Source organism: Streptomyces sp. NPDC085944 (genome assembly GCF_040686295.1).
In the GTDB taxonomy this organism is placed as follows: domain Bacteria; phylum Actinomycetota; class Actinomycetes; order Streptomycetales; family Streptomycetaceae; genus Streptomyces; species Streptomyces salinarius.
On the sequence record NZ_JBFBJX010000024.1, the window covers coordinates 49192 to 65967 of the forward strand.

The 16776-nt window shown below is 71.5% G+C and carries 16 protein-coding genes; 9 read left to right on the forward strand and 7 right to left on the reverse strand.

Features of this window, described 5'->3' with window-relative positions; translation table 11 throughout:
* Nucleotides 1-42: 42 nt before the first annotated feature.
* Together AB0P07_RS33100 and AB0P07_RS33105 are read right to left on the reverse strand one after the other, a co-directional pair.
* On the reverse strand, nt 43-906 hold the full coding sequence (locus AB0P07_RS33100) for a zf-HC2 domain-containing protein (RefSeq protein WP_365557205.1): 864 nt from the start codon (nt 904-906) through the stop codon (nt 43-45).
* Complete coding sequence (locus AB0P07_RS33105) at nt 903-1445, reverse strand: RNA polymerase sigma factor (RefSeq protein WP_061443955.1); 543 nt, start codon at nt 1443-1445, stop codon at nt 903-905. Before AB0P07_RS33105 ends, AB0P07_RS33100 begins: the two co-directional genes overlap by 4 nt.
* Before the next feature lie 289 nt (nt 1446-1734).
* On the opposite strand from AB0P07_RS33105, the gene AB0P07_RS33110 reads away from it, so the two are divergent.
* The 7 genes from AB0P07_RS33110 (at nt 1735) to pstB (ending at nt 10397) form a co-directional block, all read left to right on the forward strand.
* Entirely contained in the window at nt 1735-4002 is a 2268-nt protein-coding gene (locus tag AB0P07_RS33110; protein WP_365557209.1) for an RNA degradosome polyphosphate kinase, read from the forward strand.
* A 379-nt stretch (nt 4003-4381) separates the two neighbouring features.
* Nucleotides 4382-5527 (forward strand): CHAD domain-containing protein, encoded by a 1146-nt coding sequence (locus AB0P07_RS33115; protein ID WP_365557258.1) that lies wholly within the window; start codon nt 4382-4384, stop codon nt 5525-5527.
* A gap of 60 nt (nt 5528-5587) precedes the next feature.
* Complete coding sequence (locus tag AB0P07_RS33120; protein WP_365557212.1) at nt 5588-6028, forward strand: NUDIX hydrolase; 441 nt, start codon at nt 5588-5590, stop codon at nt 6026-6028.
* Between the two features lie 212 nt (nt 6029-6240).
* Nucleotides 6241-7371 carry a phosphate ABC transporter substrate-binding protein PstS gene (pstS, locus tag AB0P07_RS33125; protein WP_365557214.1) on the forward strand — a complete coding sequence of 377 codons (1131 nt, stop codon included), beginning with the start codon at nt 6241-6243 and terminating at the stop codon, nt 7369-7371.
* A 124-nt stretch (nt 7372-7495) separates the two neighbouring features.
* Entirely contained in the window at nt 7496-8506 is a 1011-nt protein-coding gene (pstC, locus tag AB0P07_RS33130; protein ID WP_365557217.1) for a phosphate ABC transporter permease subunit PstC, read from the forward strand.
* Complete coding sequence (gene pstA / locus AB0P07_RS33135; protein ID WP_365557219.1) at nt 8503-9567, forward strand: phosphate ABC transporter permease PstA; 1065 nt, start codon at nt 8503-8505, stop codon at nt 9565-9567. Before pstC ends, pstA begins: the two co-directional genes overlap by 4 nt.
* Before the next feature lie 53 nt (nt 9568-9620).
* Complete coding sequence (gene pstB / locus AB0P07_RS33140; RefSeq protein ID WP_007451062.1) at nt 9621-10397, forward strand: phosphate ABC transporter ATP-binding protein PstB; 777 nt, start codon at nt 9621-9623, stop codon at nt 10395-10397.
* Between the two features lie 113 nt (nt 10398-10510).
* On the opposite strand, the gene pitH is transcribed toward pstB, so the two are convergent.
* Both pitH and AB0P07_RS33150 read right to left on the reverse strand, forming a co-directional pair.
* A complete protein-coding gene (gene pitH / locus AB0P07_RS33145; RefSeq protein ID WP_362343669.1) occupies nt 10511-11509 on the reverse strand; it encodes a low-affinity phosphate transporter PitH in 999 nt (332 codons plus the stop codon).
* Nucleotides 11510-11516: 7 nt separating this feature from the next.
* On the reverse strand, nt 11517-12137 hold the full coding sequence (locus AB0P07_RS33150; protein ID WP_003974832.1) for a DUF47 family protein: 621 nt from the start codon (nt 12135-12137) through the stop codon (nt 11517-11519).
* A gap of 207 nt (nt 12138-12344) precedes the next feature.
* On the opposite strand from AB0P07_RS33150, the gene AB0P07_RS33155 reads away from it, so the two are divergent.
* Nucleotides 12345-12734 carry a metal-sensitive transcriptional regulator gene (locus tag AB0P07_RS33155; protein ID WP_102932441.1) on the forward strand — a complete coding sequence of 130 codons (390 nt, stop codon included), beginning with the start codon at nt 12345-12347 and terminating at the stop codon, nt 12732-12734.
* Here AB0P07_RS33155 and AB0P07_RS33160 read toward each other — a convergent pair.
* Together AB0P07_RS33160 and AB0P07_RS33165 are read right to left on the reverse strand one after the other, a co-directional pair.
* Nucleotides 12720-12884: a hypothetical protein gene (locus AB0P07_RS33160; protein WP_164419508.1), complete on the reverse strand. Its 165-nt coding sequence runs from the start codon at nt 12882-12884 to the stop codon at nt 12720-12722. The genes AB0P07_RS33155 and AB0P07_RS33160 overlap by 15 nt on opposite strands.
* A gap of 77 nt (nt 12885-12961) precedes the next feature.
* Nucleotides 12962-13846, reverse strand: coding sequence for a hypothetical protein (locus AB0P07_RS33165; protein WP_365557261.1), 885 nt, complete (start codon nt 13844-13846; stop codon nt 12962-12964).
* Nucleotides 13847-14355: 509 nt separating this feature from the next.
* Here AB0P07_RS33165 and AB0P07_RS33170 point away from each other — a divergent pair.
* On the forward strand, nt 14356-15948 hold the full coding sequence (locus AB0P07_RS33170) for an FAD-binding oxidoreductase (protein WP_365557225.1): 1593 nt from the start codon (nt 14356-14358) through the stop codon (nt 15946-15948).
* Nucleotides 15949-15965: 17 nt separating this feature from the next.
* Here AB0P07_RS33170 and AB0P07_RS33175 read toward each other — a convergent pair whose 3' ends face one another.
* Nucleotides 15966-16682, reverse strand: a complete 717-nt coding sequence (locus AB0P07_RS33175) for a phosphatase PAP2 family protein (protein WP_365557228.1) — start codon at nt 16680-16682, stop codon at nt 15966-15968.
* Between the last annotated feature and the right edge of the window lie 94 nt (nt 16683-16776).

Below are 16776 nucleotides of genomic sequence, written 5' to 3' on the forward strand. Positions count from 1 at the left end.
ACGTGAAGGGAATCAGGAAGAGGAAGGAGGGATCGGCGAAGCTCACGCGGGGCCGCGCGCGAAGACGTCGAACCGGTCGCGGAACAGGAAGAGCAGCCCGGCACCCAGCACCGCCACGAGCCCGGACACGCCCTGCCCGGCCGCGGTGAACGGCGCGAGCGTGCCCTCCCCGGCCCCGCGCGCCGCGTCGGCGGCCAGCAACACGGCGGCCCAGGCGATCACGAGCACGGAGGGCGCGGTCACCGGCCCCAGCCGGGGAGCCAGCGCGAGCCCGGTCGTGGCGAGGGCGAGCCCGGGCAGCAGCCAGCCCAGGGCGGCCGGTCCGAACCCGGGCAGCGCGAGGCTGGCCAGGCCGCCCACCCCGAGCGCCATGACGAGCACGGCGACCGTGCGGATCATCAGCAGCCGGAAGCCGTGCATCGGCGAGACGACGGCCATCTCGTGCGTCGGGTCGAGCGCGGGCCCGTAGGCGAGCGCCACCGAGGCCAGCGGCAGCAGCGGGGCGCAGGCCAGGAACAGCGTGGGCCGGTCTGCGGCGCCGGCCGCGACGGCCACGAGGAAGGTCACGAGCAGCACGGCGGCGAGCGCGCCGAACCAGGACCGGCGCAGAACGGGGGTGGCCGCGAGCAGCCGCGCCGTGCCGTCGCCCACGCCGCACCGCACGAGCAGCCGCTCGAACCGGCCCGGCCGGGGCGCGTCCAGCTCGGCGTCGAGCCGTTCCCAGCCGGCGTCCAGCGCTGCGGTGTCGCTCACCGCGGCGAGGGTGCCTCGGCAGATGGCGCAGGCGGTCAGGTGGGCGTCGGCGGACCAGAGCGCGGGCGCCGCCAACTCACCCCGGGCGTAGGCCCGCAGGTCGTCCTCGTCCACGTGCCAGGCGTCCCCGCGTCGGCTGTCCTCGATCGTCATGCCAGCGCCTCCCGCAGCTGCCGGCGGGCCCGCATCGCCCGCGTCTTGACCGTGCCCGGCGGGATGCCGAGCAGGACGGCCGCCTCACGGGTGGTCAGCCCGTCGACGACGGTGGCCTGGAGCACCGCGCGCAGCTCCGGCGAGAGCCTTATGAGCGCGCCGGCGAGGTCGCCGTGCTCGACCCCGGCGAGGACGCGCTCCTCCGCCGAGACCTCGTCCCGGTGCCGCAGGCGGGCCAGCGCCTGCCGCAGCCGCCCGCGCGCACCGTCGCCGCGCAGCACGTCGATCAGCCGCCGCGAACCGATCCGCCACAGCCACCCGGCCACGTCCCCGTCCTCCCGATAGCGGGCGCTGCCGCGCCACACCGCGAGGAAGGTCTCCTGCACCACGTCGTCGACCACGGCGGGGTCGGCGCAGCGGCCGCGCATCCGGGCGGTCAGCCAGGGCGCGTACCGGCGGTACAGCTCCTCGAAGGCGCGCCGGTCGGCATCCGCCGCGACGGCCCGCAGCAGCTCCCCGTCGCTTCTCGTCTCGCTCACATCTCCTCATCGCACGGGCCCGGCGGATCGGTTCACACGATCTCAGGGGAGTTCGCCGGACGCTGCGGAGGCCCGACGGGAGGCCCGCATCGAGGCGGGTGTCGAGGCGGGTACCGGAGGCCCGTAGCTATCCCGCACGTCATGTCCCCGTAACCATTGATTCAGACAGCCTTGCGAGGCTCACCGAATGAAGCCGACCGAGCCGCAGCCTTCCGGGCCCTTCAGGTCCTCCGGGCCTTCCGTGCCTTCCGACGCGCCTGACCGGCGCGCGGCGCGGAAGAATGGGTTCATGAGGCAGCCGAACACCCAGGCAGAGGTCCAGCCGACGCAGCACCCGCAGCAGACGCAGCACCCGCAGCCCTCCGTGGGCTCCATCACGGCGCACCGCCCGGACACCGTGGCCGCCGCGGTCTCCGGCCTGGAGCCGGACATCGACGCCGACCTCGACGCGTACGAGGAGTCGGAGGAGTCCCAGGACGGCGGCGCCCGGCTCCCGCAGGGCCGTTTCCTGGACCGCGAGCGCAGCTGGCTCGCGTTCAACGAACGTGTGCTCGAACTGGCCGAGGATCCGAGCACGCCGCTGCTGGAGCGCGCCAACTTCCTCGCGATCTTCGCCAGCAACCTGGACGAGTTCTTCATGGTCCGCGTCGCCGGCCTCAAGCGCCGCATCGCGACCGGTGTCGCCACCCGCTCCGCCTCCGGCCTCAAGCCGCGCGAGGTCCTCGACATGATCTGGGCCCGCTCGCGCGAGCTGATGGCCCGGCACGCCGCCTGCTTCCACGAGGACGTCGCCCCGGCGCTGGCCGAGGAGGGCATCCACCTGGTCCGCTGGAACGAGCTGGCCGAGAAGGAGCAGGCCCGCCTGTTCACCCTCTTCCGGCACCGCATCTTCCCGGTCCTCACCCCCCTCGCGGTGGACCCGGCGCATCCCTTCCCGTACATCTCGGGCCTCTCCCTCAACCTCGCGGTCGTCGTCCGCAACCCCGTCACGGGTCACCGGCACTTCGCCCGCGTCAAGGTCCCGCCGCTGCTCTCCCGCTTCCTGGAGGCCTCCCCGGGCCGCTACGTCCCCGTCGAGGACGTGATCGCGGCCCACCTGGAGGAGCTGTTCCCGGGCATGGAAGTGCTGGAGCACCACACCTTCCGCCTCACCCGCAACGAGGACCTGGAGGTGGAGGAGGACGACACGGAGAACCTGCTCCAGGCCCTGGAGAAGGAGCTGATGCGGCGGCGCCTGGGCCCGCCCGTCCGCCTGGAGGTCGAGGAGTCGGTCGATCGCGAGGTCCTGGACCTCCTCGTCCGCGAGCTGAAGATCGGCGAGGCGGAGGTCTACCCGCTGGCCGGCCCGCTGGACCTCACCGGTCTCTTCCGCATCCACAGCCTGGACCGGCCCGAGCTGAAGTACCCGAAGTTCGTCGCCGGCACCCACCGCGACCTCGCCGAGGTCGAGTCCGCGTCCGCGCCGGACATCTTCGCCGCCCTGCGCACCAAGGACGTCCTGCTCCACCACCCGTACGACTCCTTCTCCACCTCCGTGCAGGCGTTCCTGGAGCAGGCCGCCACCGACCCGGACGTCCTCGCGATCAAGCAGACGCTGTACCGGACCTCCGGCGACTCCCCGATAGTCGACGCGCTCATCGAGGCGGCCGAGTCCGGCAAGCAGGTCCTGGTCCTGGTCGAGATCAAGGCCCGCTTCGACGAGTCCGCCAACATCAAGTGGGCCCGCAAGCTGGAGGAGGCCGGCTGCCACGTCGTCTACGGCCTGGTGGGCCTGAAGACCCACTGCAAGCTCTCCCTGGTCGTACGGCAGGAGGGCGAGACGCTGCGCCGGTACAGCCACGTCGGCACCGGCAACTACCACCCGAAGACGGCCCGGCTGTACGAGGACCTGGGCCTGCTCACCTCGGACCCGCAGGTCGGCGCGGACCTCTCCGACCTGTTCAACCGCCTCTCCGGCTACTCCCGGCGCGAGACCTACCGTCGCCTGCTCGTCGCTCCCAAGTCGCTGCGCGACGGCCTGGTCTCCCGCATTCACAAGGAGATCCAGCACCACCGCGCGGGGCGTCCCGCCTACGTCCGTATCAAGGTCAACTCGATGGTCGACGAGGCCGTGGTCGACGCCTGCTACCGCGCGTCCCAGGCCGGTGTGCCGGTCGACGTGTGGGTGCGCGGCATCTGCGCGCTGCGCCCCGGGGTACCGGGCCTCTCGGAGAACATCCGGGTCCGCTCGGTCCTCGGCCGCTTCCTGGAGCACTCGCGGGTCTTCGCCTTCGGCAACGGCGGCGAGCCCGAGGTGTGGCTCGGCAGCGCCGACATGATGCACCGCAACCTCGACCGCCGGATAGAGGCCCTGGTCCGGGTCACCGACCCGGCCCACCGGGCGGCCCTGAACCGGCTCCTCGAGAACGGCATGTCCGACACCACCGCCTCCTGGCACCTCGGCCCGGACGGCGAGTGGACCCGGCATGCGACCGACGCGGACGGCCAGCCCCTGCGCAACATCCAGGAGATGCTCATAGACGCCCGGAGGCGCCGGCGTGGCACAGCGACACCTTGACCCGACGGATCACCCGACGGATCACCCGACGAACCCCACGGCGACCGCCGGACCACCCCGGCCGGCGGGCGCACGTGGGAAAACGGGCCCCGACCAGGGCGCGGGCCCGGGCACCCGACCCGGTCCGGGCCCGGGCGGCACACACGCCGGGGCGGCGACGGGCTCGGACAGCACACACGCCGGACCCGAGACGGGCTCAGGCGGCACACACGCCGGGGCGGGTACGAGCGGCGCAGGCGCACACACGACCTCGGACAGCACACACCCCACAGCCCGCACAGGCTCAAGCAGCACACACGCCGGGACCGGTACAAGCGGCGCACGTGCCGGGGCGGGCACGGGCGCGCTCGCCCGCACCGGGGCCGGTACGGGCGCGGACATCAACGCCCTCGCGGACTACCTGCGCGCCCAGGCCACGGAGTTCCTGCGCGCCCTGCGCCGGCACCGCGAGTCCGGGTCCGGGTCCGGGGCGGGAACGGGAGCGTCGGGCCCGGGAGCGGGCACGGGCGGCCCGGGCCGTACGGCTCCGCCGGCCGACGACGTGGACGCGGTGCGTGCCCTGCGCCGTGCGGCCCGCCGCATCAGCGGCACCCTGCACACCTTCCAGCCGCTCCTGGACGCGAGCTGGGCCGAGGAGATGCGCCCCGAGCTGGCCTGGCTGTCCGGCACGCTGGCCATGGAGCACGCGTACGCGTCCCGTCTGGAACGGCTGCTCCAGGCCCTGCACCGGCTCTCCGGCTCGTCGGCGTTCCCGGCCCCGCGCCCGGTGGGCCCAACCGCTTCCGCCACCACCGGCACCACCACCAGCGTGCCCGTCCCCGCCCGTCCCGCCTCTCCGGACCGCGGCAGCCTCACCGTGGGCGCGGCCAAGGCGGGCGCTCTGCTCGACCGGCAGCTGACCCTGGCCCGTACCCGGGCGCATTCCACCGCCCTCCAGGCGCTGGGCAGCAGCCGCTTCCACGCCGTGGCGGACAAGGTCGCGTTACTGGCCAGCGAGGTCCCGCTGCGCGTCACCGCCCGCCCGAACCGCGGCGCCGCCGCTCCCGAGGCCACGCCCTGTGACCCGCGCCCCCTGGCCGCCGCCGCCGAGGAGCGCCTCGCCGACGCCGTGACCGCCCTGCCGCTGGTCGCCGCGGGCAGTCCCTACAACGCCCAGGCACTGGTCCACGGACTCTCGCCGGACCCGGCACCGCACCCCCAGGACGCCCCGTGGCACCAGGTCCGCCTGCTGCTGCGCCTGCACCGCTACGCCCTGGAGGCGCTGGCCGGCGCGGATGCCGCGAGCACCGGGGGCCCGGGGGACCTGATCGACGTACGCCTTCTCGCGGCCGGTGAGGCCCTGGACCGCCACCGCGACGCCTCGGAGGCCGCCGCGGCCGCCGCCCAGGCCGCCCGCACCCCGCGCATCGCCCCGGCGACGGCGTACGCGCTCGGGGTGCTCCACGCCGACCAGCGGCATGAGGTGGAGGCGGCGAGGTACGCGTTCCAGCACAGTTGGCGCAAGGAACCGATCCGGCTGCCGTAGGAACCGCCGTACGAAGTGCCGAAGGAACCGCCGCAGCACGACGGGAGGTGTGAGCGCGCCGTGAGCCCCGCAGCCGACGACACCACCGTCCGCGCGGCGGGCTGCGTCCTGTGGCGCCCCGCGCCGCCGACCGCCCCCTGCGGCCCGGAGCTGTGCCTCGTGCACCGTCCGAAGTACGACGACTGGTCGCACCCGAAGGGCAAGCTGAAACCGGGCGAGGACCCGCTCGCCGGCGCCCTGCGCGAGGTCGCGGAGGAGACGGGGTACGCCGCCGTACCGGGCGTCGAGCTGCCCGCCGTGCGCTACCTCGCGAACGGCCGCCCCAAGGAGGTCCGCTACTGGGCCGCGGCGGCCGGCACCGGTGCCTTCGTCCCGTCCGACGAGGTCGACCGCATCCTGTGGCTGCCCCCGGGAGCGGCCCGCGCCCGCCTCACCCAGCCCCGGGACCGCACCCTCGTCGACGCCCTCCTCGCGACGTGCCCGCCCGGAACCGGCCGCTGAACCACCCCGTGCACGAGTCCCCGGACCGGCCCCGGAACCGTCCCGTGTCCTCGACGTAAGCGTTCCGTGACCTCACCGCACCGTCCTCAGGGGTTCACCCGGCGTTCATTTACGCCCTTCGGCGCCTTCATCTCATCTGCCTAATTTCGGCCTTACCACTCCTCGCACGCCGCCGAATTCAGGACGGCGGCTCCTGGAAGGAACTCCCTCAAGTGAAGCTTCAGCGCATGAACCGGCGGGCCCTCGCTCTCGGTGCTCTCGCCGTCTCCGGCGCCCTGGCCCTCACGGCGTGCGGCTCCGACGACACCGGCGGCAACAGCAACGGCGGCGACGCCAGCCAGGCCGCCGCCAACAGCAACATCAAGTGCGACGACGCCAAGGGCCAGCTCCAGGCCTCCGGCTCCTCCGCCCAGAAGAACGCGATCGACGCCTGGGTCAAGCAGTACGTCGCCGCCTGCAAGGGCGTGCAGATCAACTACAACCCGACCGGTTCCGGCGCCGGCATCACCGCGTTCACGCAGGGCCAGACCGCGTTCGCCGGTTCGGACTCCCCGCTGAAGCCGGACGAGATCGAGACCTCGAAGAAGGTCTGCAAGGACGGCCAGGCCATCGACCTGCCGATGGTCGGCGGCCCGATCGCGGTCGGCTACAACGTCCCGGGCGTCGACAACCTCGTGCTGGACGCCCCGACGATGGCGAAGATCTTCAACAGCAAGATCACCAACTGGAACGACGAGGCGATCAAGAAGCTCAACCCCGACGCCAAGCTGCCCGACCTGAAGATCCAGGCGTTCCACCGCTCGGACGAGTCCGGCACCACGGACAACTTCACCAAGTACCTGAAGGCCGCCGCGCCCGACGACTGGACGTACGAGGGCGGCAAGTCCTGGCAGGCCAAGGGCGGCCAGTCCGCGCAGGGCTCCTCCGGCCTGGCCGGCCAGGTCAAGCAGACGTCCGGCGCCATCTCGTACTTCGAGCTGTCCTACGCCAAGGACGGCATCAAGACCGTCGACGTCAAGACCGCGGCCGCCGAGCCGGTCAAGGCCACCGTCGAGAACGCCACCGCCGCCATCGGCGCGGCCAAGGTCGTCGGCACCGGCAAGGACCTCGCGCTGGAGCTGGACTACACGCCGGACGCCGCCGGCGCCTACCCGCTGGTCCTGGTGACGTACGAGATCGCCTGCGACAAGGGCAACAAGGCGGACACCCTGCCCGCCACCAAGTCCTTCCTGAACTACATGGCCTCGGAGGACGGTCAGGGCCTGCTGGCGGACGCCGGCTACGCCCCGATGCCCACCGAGATCATCACCAAGGTCCGCGAGACCATCTCGGGCCTGAGCTGACCCGAGTGCGGTCCGGTCCCCGCGGGGGCCGGGCCGCACCGTCCGGTGCACCGCCGCCAGGAGCCCCCGACCGGGGCTCCGCCCGAGCCGCCGACCACGACGGCTCCGCAGACCGGAGAACCCGATGGACATGACAACGGACACCCAGAAGCCAGCACCCTCCCCAACGCCCCAGCCGCCCGCGTCCGTGGACGGCGGCGCCACCCGAGGCGTCACCCGCCCCGGCGACCGGATCTTCGTCGGGCTCTCCCGCGGGTCCGGCATTTTCGTGCTGGTCATCATGGCCGCCATCGCGGCCTTCCTCTCCTACCGCGCCTGGCTCGCCATCAGCGAGGACGAGGCGAACTTCTTCACCAGCTTCGAATGGAACCCGACCGGCTCCCCTCCGGAGTTCGGCATCGCGGTCCTGGCCTACGGCACCATCGTGTCGTCGATCATCGCCATGGCCATCGCCGTCCCGGTCTCGGTCGGCATCGCGCTGTTCATCACGCACTACGCGCCGCGCAAGCTCGGCGGCCTCATCGGCTACGTGATCGACCTGCTCGCCGCCGTGCCCTCGATCGTCTACGGCCTGTGGGGGGCCCTCGTCCTGGTGCCGAACCTGGACGGCCTCTACGGCTGGCTGGACCAGTACCTCGGCTGGACCGGGATCCTCGAGTGGAACGGCGGCGCGGGACGCTCGCTGTTCACCGTGGGCATCCTGCTCGCGATCATGATCCTGCCGATCATCACCAACGTCAGCCGTGAGGTCTTCCGGCAGGTCCCGCGCATGCACGAGGAGGCCGCCCTGGCCCTCGGCGCCACGCGCTGGGAGGTCATCCGGATGTCGGTGCTGCCCTTCGGCCGCTCCGGCGTCATCTCCGCCTCGATGCTCGGCCTCGGGCGCGCGCTCGGCGAGACGATGGCCGTGGCGATGGTGCTCTCCCCGACCTTCGACATCACCCCGAGCCTGCTCGACCCGGGCGGCGGCACCTTCGCCCAGAACATCGCGAGCAAGTTCAACGAGGCCACCCAGATGGGCCGCGACGCCCTGATCGCCTCCGGTCTGGTCCTCTTCGTCATCACCCTGCTGGTCAACGGCGGCGCCCGCATGATCATCGCCCGCCGCAAGGAGTACTCGGGGGCCAACGCATGAGCCACGCAACCCTGACCCCCGCCCCCGAGAACCGCAGCTCCCTGCGCGCCGCCACCCTGCCCAAGTGGTTCCCGTGGGCGGTCGCGGCCGGCTCGGTCGTCGCCGGTCTCGGCATCAGCACGGCCGCCGGGCTGAACAGCAGCATCCAGTGGGCCCTGATCGCCGCGGTCCTCTTCGTCGCCGGTTCGTACGGCATCTCGGCGCGCGTCGAGGGCGGGCGGCAGGCCAAGGACCGGGTCGCGACCAGCATGGTGTGGGTCGCCTTCCTGATGGCGCTGATCCCGCTGCTCTCCCTGATCTGGGAGACCGTGAAGAAGGGCGTGAAGGTTCTCGACGGCTACTTCCTCACCCACTCGATGGGAGTGGTCGCCGACAGCGAGCCCGGCGGCGGCATCTACCACGCCATCCTCGGCACCCTGGAGCAGGTCGGCCTGGCCACGCTGTTCTCCGTGCCGATCGGCGTGCTCACCGCGATCTACCTGGTCGAGTACGGCCGGGGCAGGCTCGCCAAGGCCGTCACCTTCTTCGTGGACGTGATGACGGGCATCCCCTCGATCGTCGCGGGTCTCTTCGTGCTCAGCCTGTGGGTCCTGATCCTGGACATGGGTCCGTCCGGCGTCGCCGGCTCCTTCGCCCTGTGCATCCTGATGATCCCGGTCGTCGTCCGCTCCACCGAGGAGATGCTCAAGCTCGTCCCGAACGAGCTGCGCGAGGCCTCCCTCGCCCTGGGCGTGCCGAAGTGGCGCACGATCCTCAAGGTGGTCCTGCCGACCTCGGTCGGCGGCATCGTCACCGGCGTCATGCTGGCCGTCGCCCGCATCACCGGCGAGACGGCCCCCGTGCTGCTGCTGGTCTGGGGCACCGACTTCATCAACGCGAATCCCTTCCAGGACCCGCAGGAGTCGCTGCCGATGTACATCTACCTGCAGTACGGCGCGGGCTCCGACGCGGCCTACGACCGTGCCTGGGCGGCGGCCCTGACGCTCATCGCCTTCATCATGATCCTCAACCTCGCGGCCCGCGGCATCGCCCGCTGGAAGGCCCCGAAGACGGGTCGCTGACGCGACCGACGCAGAACAGTCAGCGACTCGGACCGAAAGAAGCAGTGATACCCATGGCCAAGCGCATAGATGTCAGCGGCCTCAACGCCTACTACGGCTCCTTCCTGGCCATCGAGGACATCTCGATGACCGTCGAGCCCCGCTCCGTGACGGCCTTCATCGGCCCCTCCGGCTGCGGCAAGTCCACCTTCCTGCGCACGCTCAACCGCATGCACGAGGTCACCCCCGGCGGCCGCGTCGACGGCAAGGTCATGCTGGACGACGAGAACCTCTACGGCGCCGGCATCGACCCGGTGGCCGTGCGCCGCGAGGTCGGCATGGTCTTCCAGCGCCCGAACCCGTTCCCGACGATGTCGGTCTACGACAACGTGGCGGCGGGCCTGCGCCTGAACGGCAAGTACAAGAAGTCCGAGATGGACGGCATCGTCGAGAAGTCCCTGCGCGGCGCCAACCTCTGGAACGAGGTCAAGGACCGCCTGAACAAGCCGGGCTCCGGCCTCTCCGGCGGCCAGCAGCAGCGTCTGTGCATCGCGCGCGCCATCGCGGTCGAGCCGAACGTCCTGCTGATGGACGAGCCCTGCTCCGCCCTGGACCCGATCTCCACCCTGGCGATCGAGGACCTGATCGGCGAACTGAAGGAGCGCTTCACGATCGTCATCGTGACGCACAACATGCAGCAGGCGGCGCGCGTCTCGGACCGTACGGCGTTCTTCAACCTGGCGGCGGTCGGCCAGCCCGGCAAGCTGATCGAGATCGACGAGACGGAGCGCATCTTCTCCAACCCGTCGGTCCAGGCCACGGAGGACTACATCTCGGGCCGCTTCGGCTGATCCGCGCCCTCCCCATCCCCTCGCGGTGCTGCATGGCGGTGCCACCGCGAGGAGCACAAGGGCCCGCCCCCGAAACCGGGGGCGGGCCCTCTCATCTGCCGTGCGGCGCCCCGCTAGAGGAACGCCAGGTTCACGATCCAGAACGACACCGCGGCCACCACCGCGGCGGCCGGCATCGTGATGAACCACCCCATGATGATGTTCTTCGCGACCCCCCACCGCACGGCGTTGACCCGCTTCGTGGCCCCCACACCCATGATCGCGGAGGTGATCACATGCGTCGTCGAGATCGGCGCGTGGAAGATGAACGCCGACCCGAACATGATCGAGGCGCCCGTCGTCTCCGCGGCGAAACCCTGCGGCGGGTCCAGCTCGATGATCTTCCGACCCAGTGTCCGCATGATCCGCCAGCCGCCGGCGTACGTGCCCGCGGAGAGCATCAGCGCACAGGCGAGCTTCACCCACACCGGGATCGGGTCGCCGTAGTCCTCGACGTCGGCGATGACCAGCGCCATCACCACGATGCCCATCGTCTTCTGCGCGTCCTGCAGACCGTGGCCCAGCGCCATGCCCGCCGCCGACACGGTCTGCGCGATGCGGAAGCCGCGCTTCGCCTTGTGCGGGTTGGTCCGCCGGAAGATCCACATGATGAGGGTCATCACCAGGTATCCGGCGATCAGACCGACGACCGGCGACACGAACATCGGGATGACGATCTTGTCGACGACCCCGTGCCAGTACACGGTCGTGCTCCCGGCCAGCGCCGCGCCGACCATGCCGCCGAACAGCGCGTGCGAGGACGAGGACGGCAGGCCGAAGTACCAGGTGATCAGGTTCCACACGATGGCGCCGACGAGCGCCGCGAAGAGGATCCCCATCCCCTTCGAGCCCTCGGGGGTCTCGATCACCCCCTCACTGACGGTCTTGGCGACCCCGGATCCCATGAACGCGCCGGCCAGGTTCATGACCGCGGCCATGGCGAGCGCCGCGCGGGGCGTCAGCGCGCGGGTCGACACGGAGGTGGCGATCGCGTTGGCCGAATCGTGGAAGCCGTTGGTGTACGTGAAGAAGAGCGCGACCCCGATGGTCACGACCAGAGCGAAGGTGTCCATGAACGGCTCAGGACTCCTTGACGGCGATGGTCTCCACCGTGTTCGCCACGTGCTCGAACGCGTCGGCCGCTTCCTCCAGCACGTCCACGATCTGCTTCAGCTTGAGCACCTCGATGGCCTCGTACTTGCCGTTGAAGAGGTGGGCGAGCAGCTTGCGGTGGATCTGGTCGGCCTGGTTCTCCAGCCGGTTGACCTCGATCCAGTACTCGGTGAGGTTGTCCATCGTGCGCAGGTTCGGCATGGCCTCGGCGGTCAGCTCGGCGGCCCGCGCCAGCACCTCGATCTGCTGCTCGACGCCCTTGGGCAGTTCCTCGACGTTGTAGAGGACGACCAGGTCGACGGCCTCCTCCATGAAGTCCATGATGTCGTCGAGGGACGAGGCGAGGTTGTAGATGTCCTCGCGGTCGAAGGGCGTGATGAACGAGGAGTTCAGCTGATGGAAGATCGCGTGCGTGGCGTCGTCACCCGCGTGTTCGGCGGCCCGCATACGCTCTGCGATCTCGGCCCGGGCGGATGCGTCCGCCCCGAGCAGTTCCATCAGGAGCTTGGAGCCCGTGACGATGTTGTCCGCGGAAGCGGCGAACATGTCGTAGAAGCTCGTCTCCCTGGGGGTCAGACGAAAGCGCACGTGGGGTCCTCGGGGTGCATCGGTTTCGGTCAGGCTGATGCTAGGCGCATCATCCGGCCACTGCTAACGGGCCGTCCCCCAGTGTCGCCCATCGGGCAGAGTGATGAGCAGGGGGGCGACGTCGGCCGCTCCGGCAAGGGCCCCCTACCCGGGAAAGTTCGTTACCATATACCCACCAGGGGTATATGTCCGTTATTGGAGGACGCGATGACGACCACCGAGGCCGGCGCGGGTGCGCCCTCCCCCGCCGCAGACCAGGCGGTGCAGCAGGTCGAGACGGACGGCACGGACATCGTGACCGATCACGACCGCGGGGTGCACGGGTACCACAAGCAGAAGGACGAGCACCTCAAGCGGCTGCGCCGCATCGAGGGCCAGATCCGGGGCCTGCAGCGGATGGTCGACGAGGACGTCTACTGCATCGACATACTGACCCAGGTCTCCGCCTCCACCAAGGCCCTGCAGTCCTTCGCGCTGCAGTTGCTGGAGGAGCACCTGCGCCACTGCGTCGCCGACGCGGCCCTCAAGGGCGGCAACGAGATCGACGCCAAGGTGGAAGAGGCGACGAAGGCCATCGGCCGCCTACTGCGGACGTGAGCGCTCCTCGGCGACGCGCAGCACCTCGTCGATGCTCTCGAGGCTGAGCCGCTCCCGGGCGGCCGACGCCGCGATGATCAGGTCGCCGCACAGCTCGATCTCGGCGAGGGCCACGTGGTCCTGAACCGCCGTACCGCCGACCGGAGCCACACCCGTCACCTCGTCTCTGCCGTCACCGGCTTCCTAGAGTAGGGAGCGGCCTACACACCGCGCATGGCACGGAAGGGCTAGTTCTTGCCGTCGGCCGCCGGGTCGCCCGGCTCGGCGGCGATCTTGCCGGCGTAGATGTCCCGGTCCTCGGGCAGCCGTACGCGGACGGCGGCACCGAAGTCGTAGAGCAGCGTCGTCGAGGCGACGTCCACGGTGCCGGTCCCGTCCTGGGGCCCGTTGGAGAAGCTGAACCGGTGCCGGACCTTGCGGATCCGGCCCTCGTCGTCGAGGTAGGCGTCGAACGGCACCTCGGCGGTGGCGAACCCCTCGGCCGCCGCCGCCAGCGCCTTCTTGTTGCCCCCCGAGGCACCGCGCGCGGCCCGCGCGAGATCGGCGGTCCCCCGGTAGTGCCGCACCTCGGTCCCGGCCAGCTCGGTGCGCCCCACGTACGTCGCCGTCCGCGTCCCGCGCAGCACCTCGGCGGCAGCGAACGGGTCCGTCGCCCCGCCGGTCACCAGGTTCCCGTCGGACAGCGAGTCGGTGTCCACCCGCACCCACTTGTCGTCGGGGACGCCGGCCCCCCGGTTCTTCATGAACAACGCCCCCGGCGCGAGCAGCTCGGTGATCGGCCGGTGCTCGCTCGAACCCGCCGGGTCCTGCGGCAGCCGCACCTTCAGCTGCCCGAGCCGCTCCTCGAAGTCGTACACGCCCTCGCCCCGGATGGTCACCCGCGTCCCACCGCTGGCCATCTGCATCGCGGTACGGGCCTTGGCGCTCCCGGCGGCCACCAGGCGGTCGGCGGCCCGGTGCAGCACGGCGACCGGATCACCCCCGCCGGCACCCTGGACGGAGGCCCCCTCCCCGGCACCGGAACATCCGGCGGCCAGACCGACGCAGACCAGACCCCCGGCGAGGGCGAGACCGCCGCCCGTCCGCCAACTCCGCAGCTCCCGCCCGACCATCGCCACCTGCTGTCCCAGCCTCACGCCCGTTCCGGACCCCCTGCCGTCCCGCTTAACGAGGGGCAGGCGACCCCGGTAACGTTGTGGGCGTGGCGCAGCAGGACGGTCTCGAAGCCCCCGGGGACGCCCCGGAACACCTCACGACAACGGTCGAACAAGGACGTTTCTGCCTGGCCCGCTGCACCTGCGGCTGGCGCGGCCCGGCCAGGAGAGCCAGAAGCCAGGCCCGCACAGACGCCGATTCCCACACCGCGACGTAGCTACGCAGCTGCGGGCGGCCGCCATGCCGCCGTCGCCGCGGGCAGTCGTGCCTCCCCCAGTGCCTGAACGGCCTGGGAGGTACCCCCAGGGCGGCACGGGTGGGCGCAGCGGCACCCGGCCAGCGCCGGCAAGCCGCCCCACCCCCCGGCCGTGACCCACCCCGTACACCTGTACAGCCGACGCCCGGGGAACCCCACCCCCCGCACCCCCGTCTCCTCCCAAGACCCCCCACGGGACACGGAGGCGACATGCACCGGCGCACATTCCTGACCACCACCGCAGCCACCGCCCTGGCGGCAACCACAACCGCCTGCACGGGCAAGGCCCCGTCCACAGGCACCGACTCCAAAGCGACTCGGGCCACCACCACGCGCACAGCCCATGTCGGCAACGGCGCCACACCCACCCCCGAGACCCCCGCCCCCAAGGCCCCCTCCACCTGGACCGCCCTCGCCAAGTCCCTGGACGGCCCGCTGATCCGCCCCGGCGACCGCAGCTGGAAAACGGCCCACCAGCTCTACAACACCCGCTTCGACACCCTCAAACCCACCGCCGTCGCCTACGCCGCCCACCCCGACGACATCCGCACCGCCCTCTCCTACGCCCGCGCCCACCACATCCCCGTGGCGATCCGCAACGGCGGCCACTCGTACGCGGGTTGGTCCTCCGGCAACGGCCGCCTGATCATCGACGTCTCGAGACTGAACCGCGTCCGCGCCTCCGCCGGCGAGGCGGTCGTCGGCGGAGGCGCCAAGCTGATCGACGTCTACCGCGCCCTCGCCGCGAAGGGCGTGACCGTCCCGGCCGGCTCCTGCCCCACCGTCGGCATCTCGGGCCTCACCCTCGGCGGCGGCCACGGCGTCGTCTCCCGCGCGTACGGCCTGACCTGCGACAGTCTCACCCGGGCCACCCTGATCACGGCCGACGGCAAGGAGATCACCGCCGACGCGGCGGGCGCCGACAAGGACCTCTTCTGGGCCCTGCGCGGCGCGGGCAACGGAAACTTCGGCATCGTCACGGAGTTCCACTTCCGCACCCACCCCGCCCCCGGAGCCGTATCGGCGTACATGACCTGGCCCTGGTCGAAGGCGGCCGCGGCCGTCCGCGCCTGGCAGGAGTGGGGTCCCGGCCAGCCCGACGAGATCTGGTCCTCCCTCCACCTGGCCGCGGCCCCCGGCCACACCCCCACCCTGTCGGTGTCGGCCTTCTCCCTCGGCACCTACGGCGAACTCCAGAACGCCGTCGACCGCCTCGCCGACCGCATCGGCTCGTCCGCGAGCCACGTCTCCCTCAAGCGCCGTACGTACGAGGAGTCGATGGAGATGTACGCGGGCTGCTCGTCCTTCTCGACCGACGCCCGCTGCCACCTCCCGGGCTCGGCGCCCGGCCACTCCCCGGAGGGCTCGCTGGACCGCGAGACGTACGCGGCCCGCTCGGACTTCTACGACCGCTCGATTCCGCCCGCCGGCATCAAGGCCCTGCTCGCGCAGCTCCCGAAGGTGCGCGGCGGCGCCGGCAGCATCGCGTTCACGGCGCTCGGCGGGGCGGTGAACCGCGTCTCCCCGACGGCCACCGCGTTCGTGCACCGGCGCTCCCGGATGCTGGCCCAGTACCTCGTGTCCTGGCGGCCGGGCACGAGCGGAAGGGCGCCGCGGTCCTGGCTGGATTCCGCCTACGGCGCGATGCGGCCGTACGCCTCCGGCGCCGCCTACCAGAACTACACGGACCCGGATCTGACGGACTGGCGGAAGGCCTACTACGGAGACGCGGCCCCGCGCCTGGCGCGTCTGAAGCACCAGTACGACCCGGACCGCGTCTTCACCTGCCCGCAGGCACTGTGACCGTCGATCGGTGAACGTCAGGCGGCGAGATCCCGCTCGCCCGACGCCTCGGCGCCACTCTCCTCGCGCGCCTCCGGAATCACGGAACCGCGTCCGGCGGCACCCGACCGTCCTCGCGCGCTGACCAGCCACCCCACCCGGGGCGAGCGCTCGACGGCCCGGGTCAGCGGCGTCAGCAGCGCCATGGCCACCGGCGACAGCAGCAGCGCGACCGCCGTACCGAGGGCGAACCCGCCCACGACGTCCGTCGGGTAGTGCACGCCCATGTAGACGCGGGCGAAGCCGCCGAAGAGCGCCAGCACGATGGCGGCGATCCCGAACTTCCGGTTGGCGACGAACAGGGCGACGGCCAGGGCCATGCAGAGCGTGGCGTGATCGCTCACGAAGGAGAAGTCGTTCTTCCCCTGCACCAACACCTCCAGCCCGTCATGGGACTTGAAGGGCCGGGGCCGCTCGACGAAGCCCCGTATCGGCACGTTGACGAGTACGGCGACTCCGGCCGCGAGCGGCGCCCAGACCAAAGCGGCCACGGTCGACGCCGCGTCCTCACCGCCCCGCCGGCGCACGCCCCACCAGCACCACAGCACCAGCAGCACGATCGCGAACAGCAGTCCGTACTCGCCGACGAACTCCATGACCCGGTCGAACCAGTGCGGTGCGTCCTTGGCCAGGCCGTTGATGTCGTAGAGCAGCTCGACGTCGGGGTTCGACCCGGATTCGGCGAGTCCAGCCATGGTGCTGCGGCCCCTTCGTCATGTCCTGAGGCGCACCGAGCGCACGCCTCTTCTGCCACCCCCGTGGTCAGCTCACGTCAACAGGAACGCACGG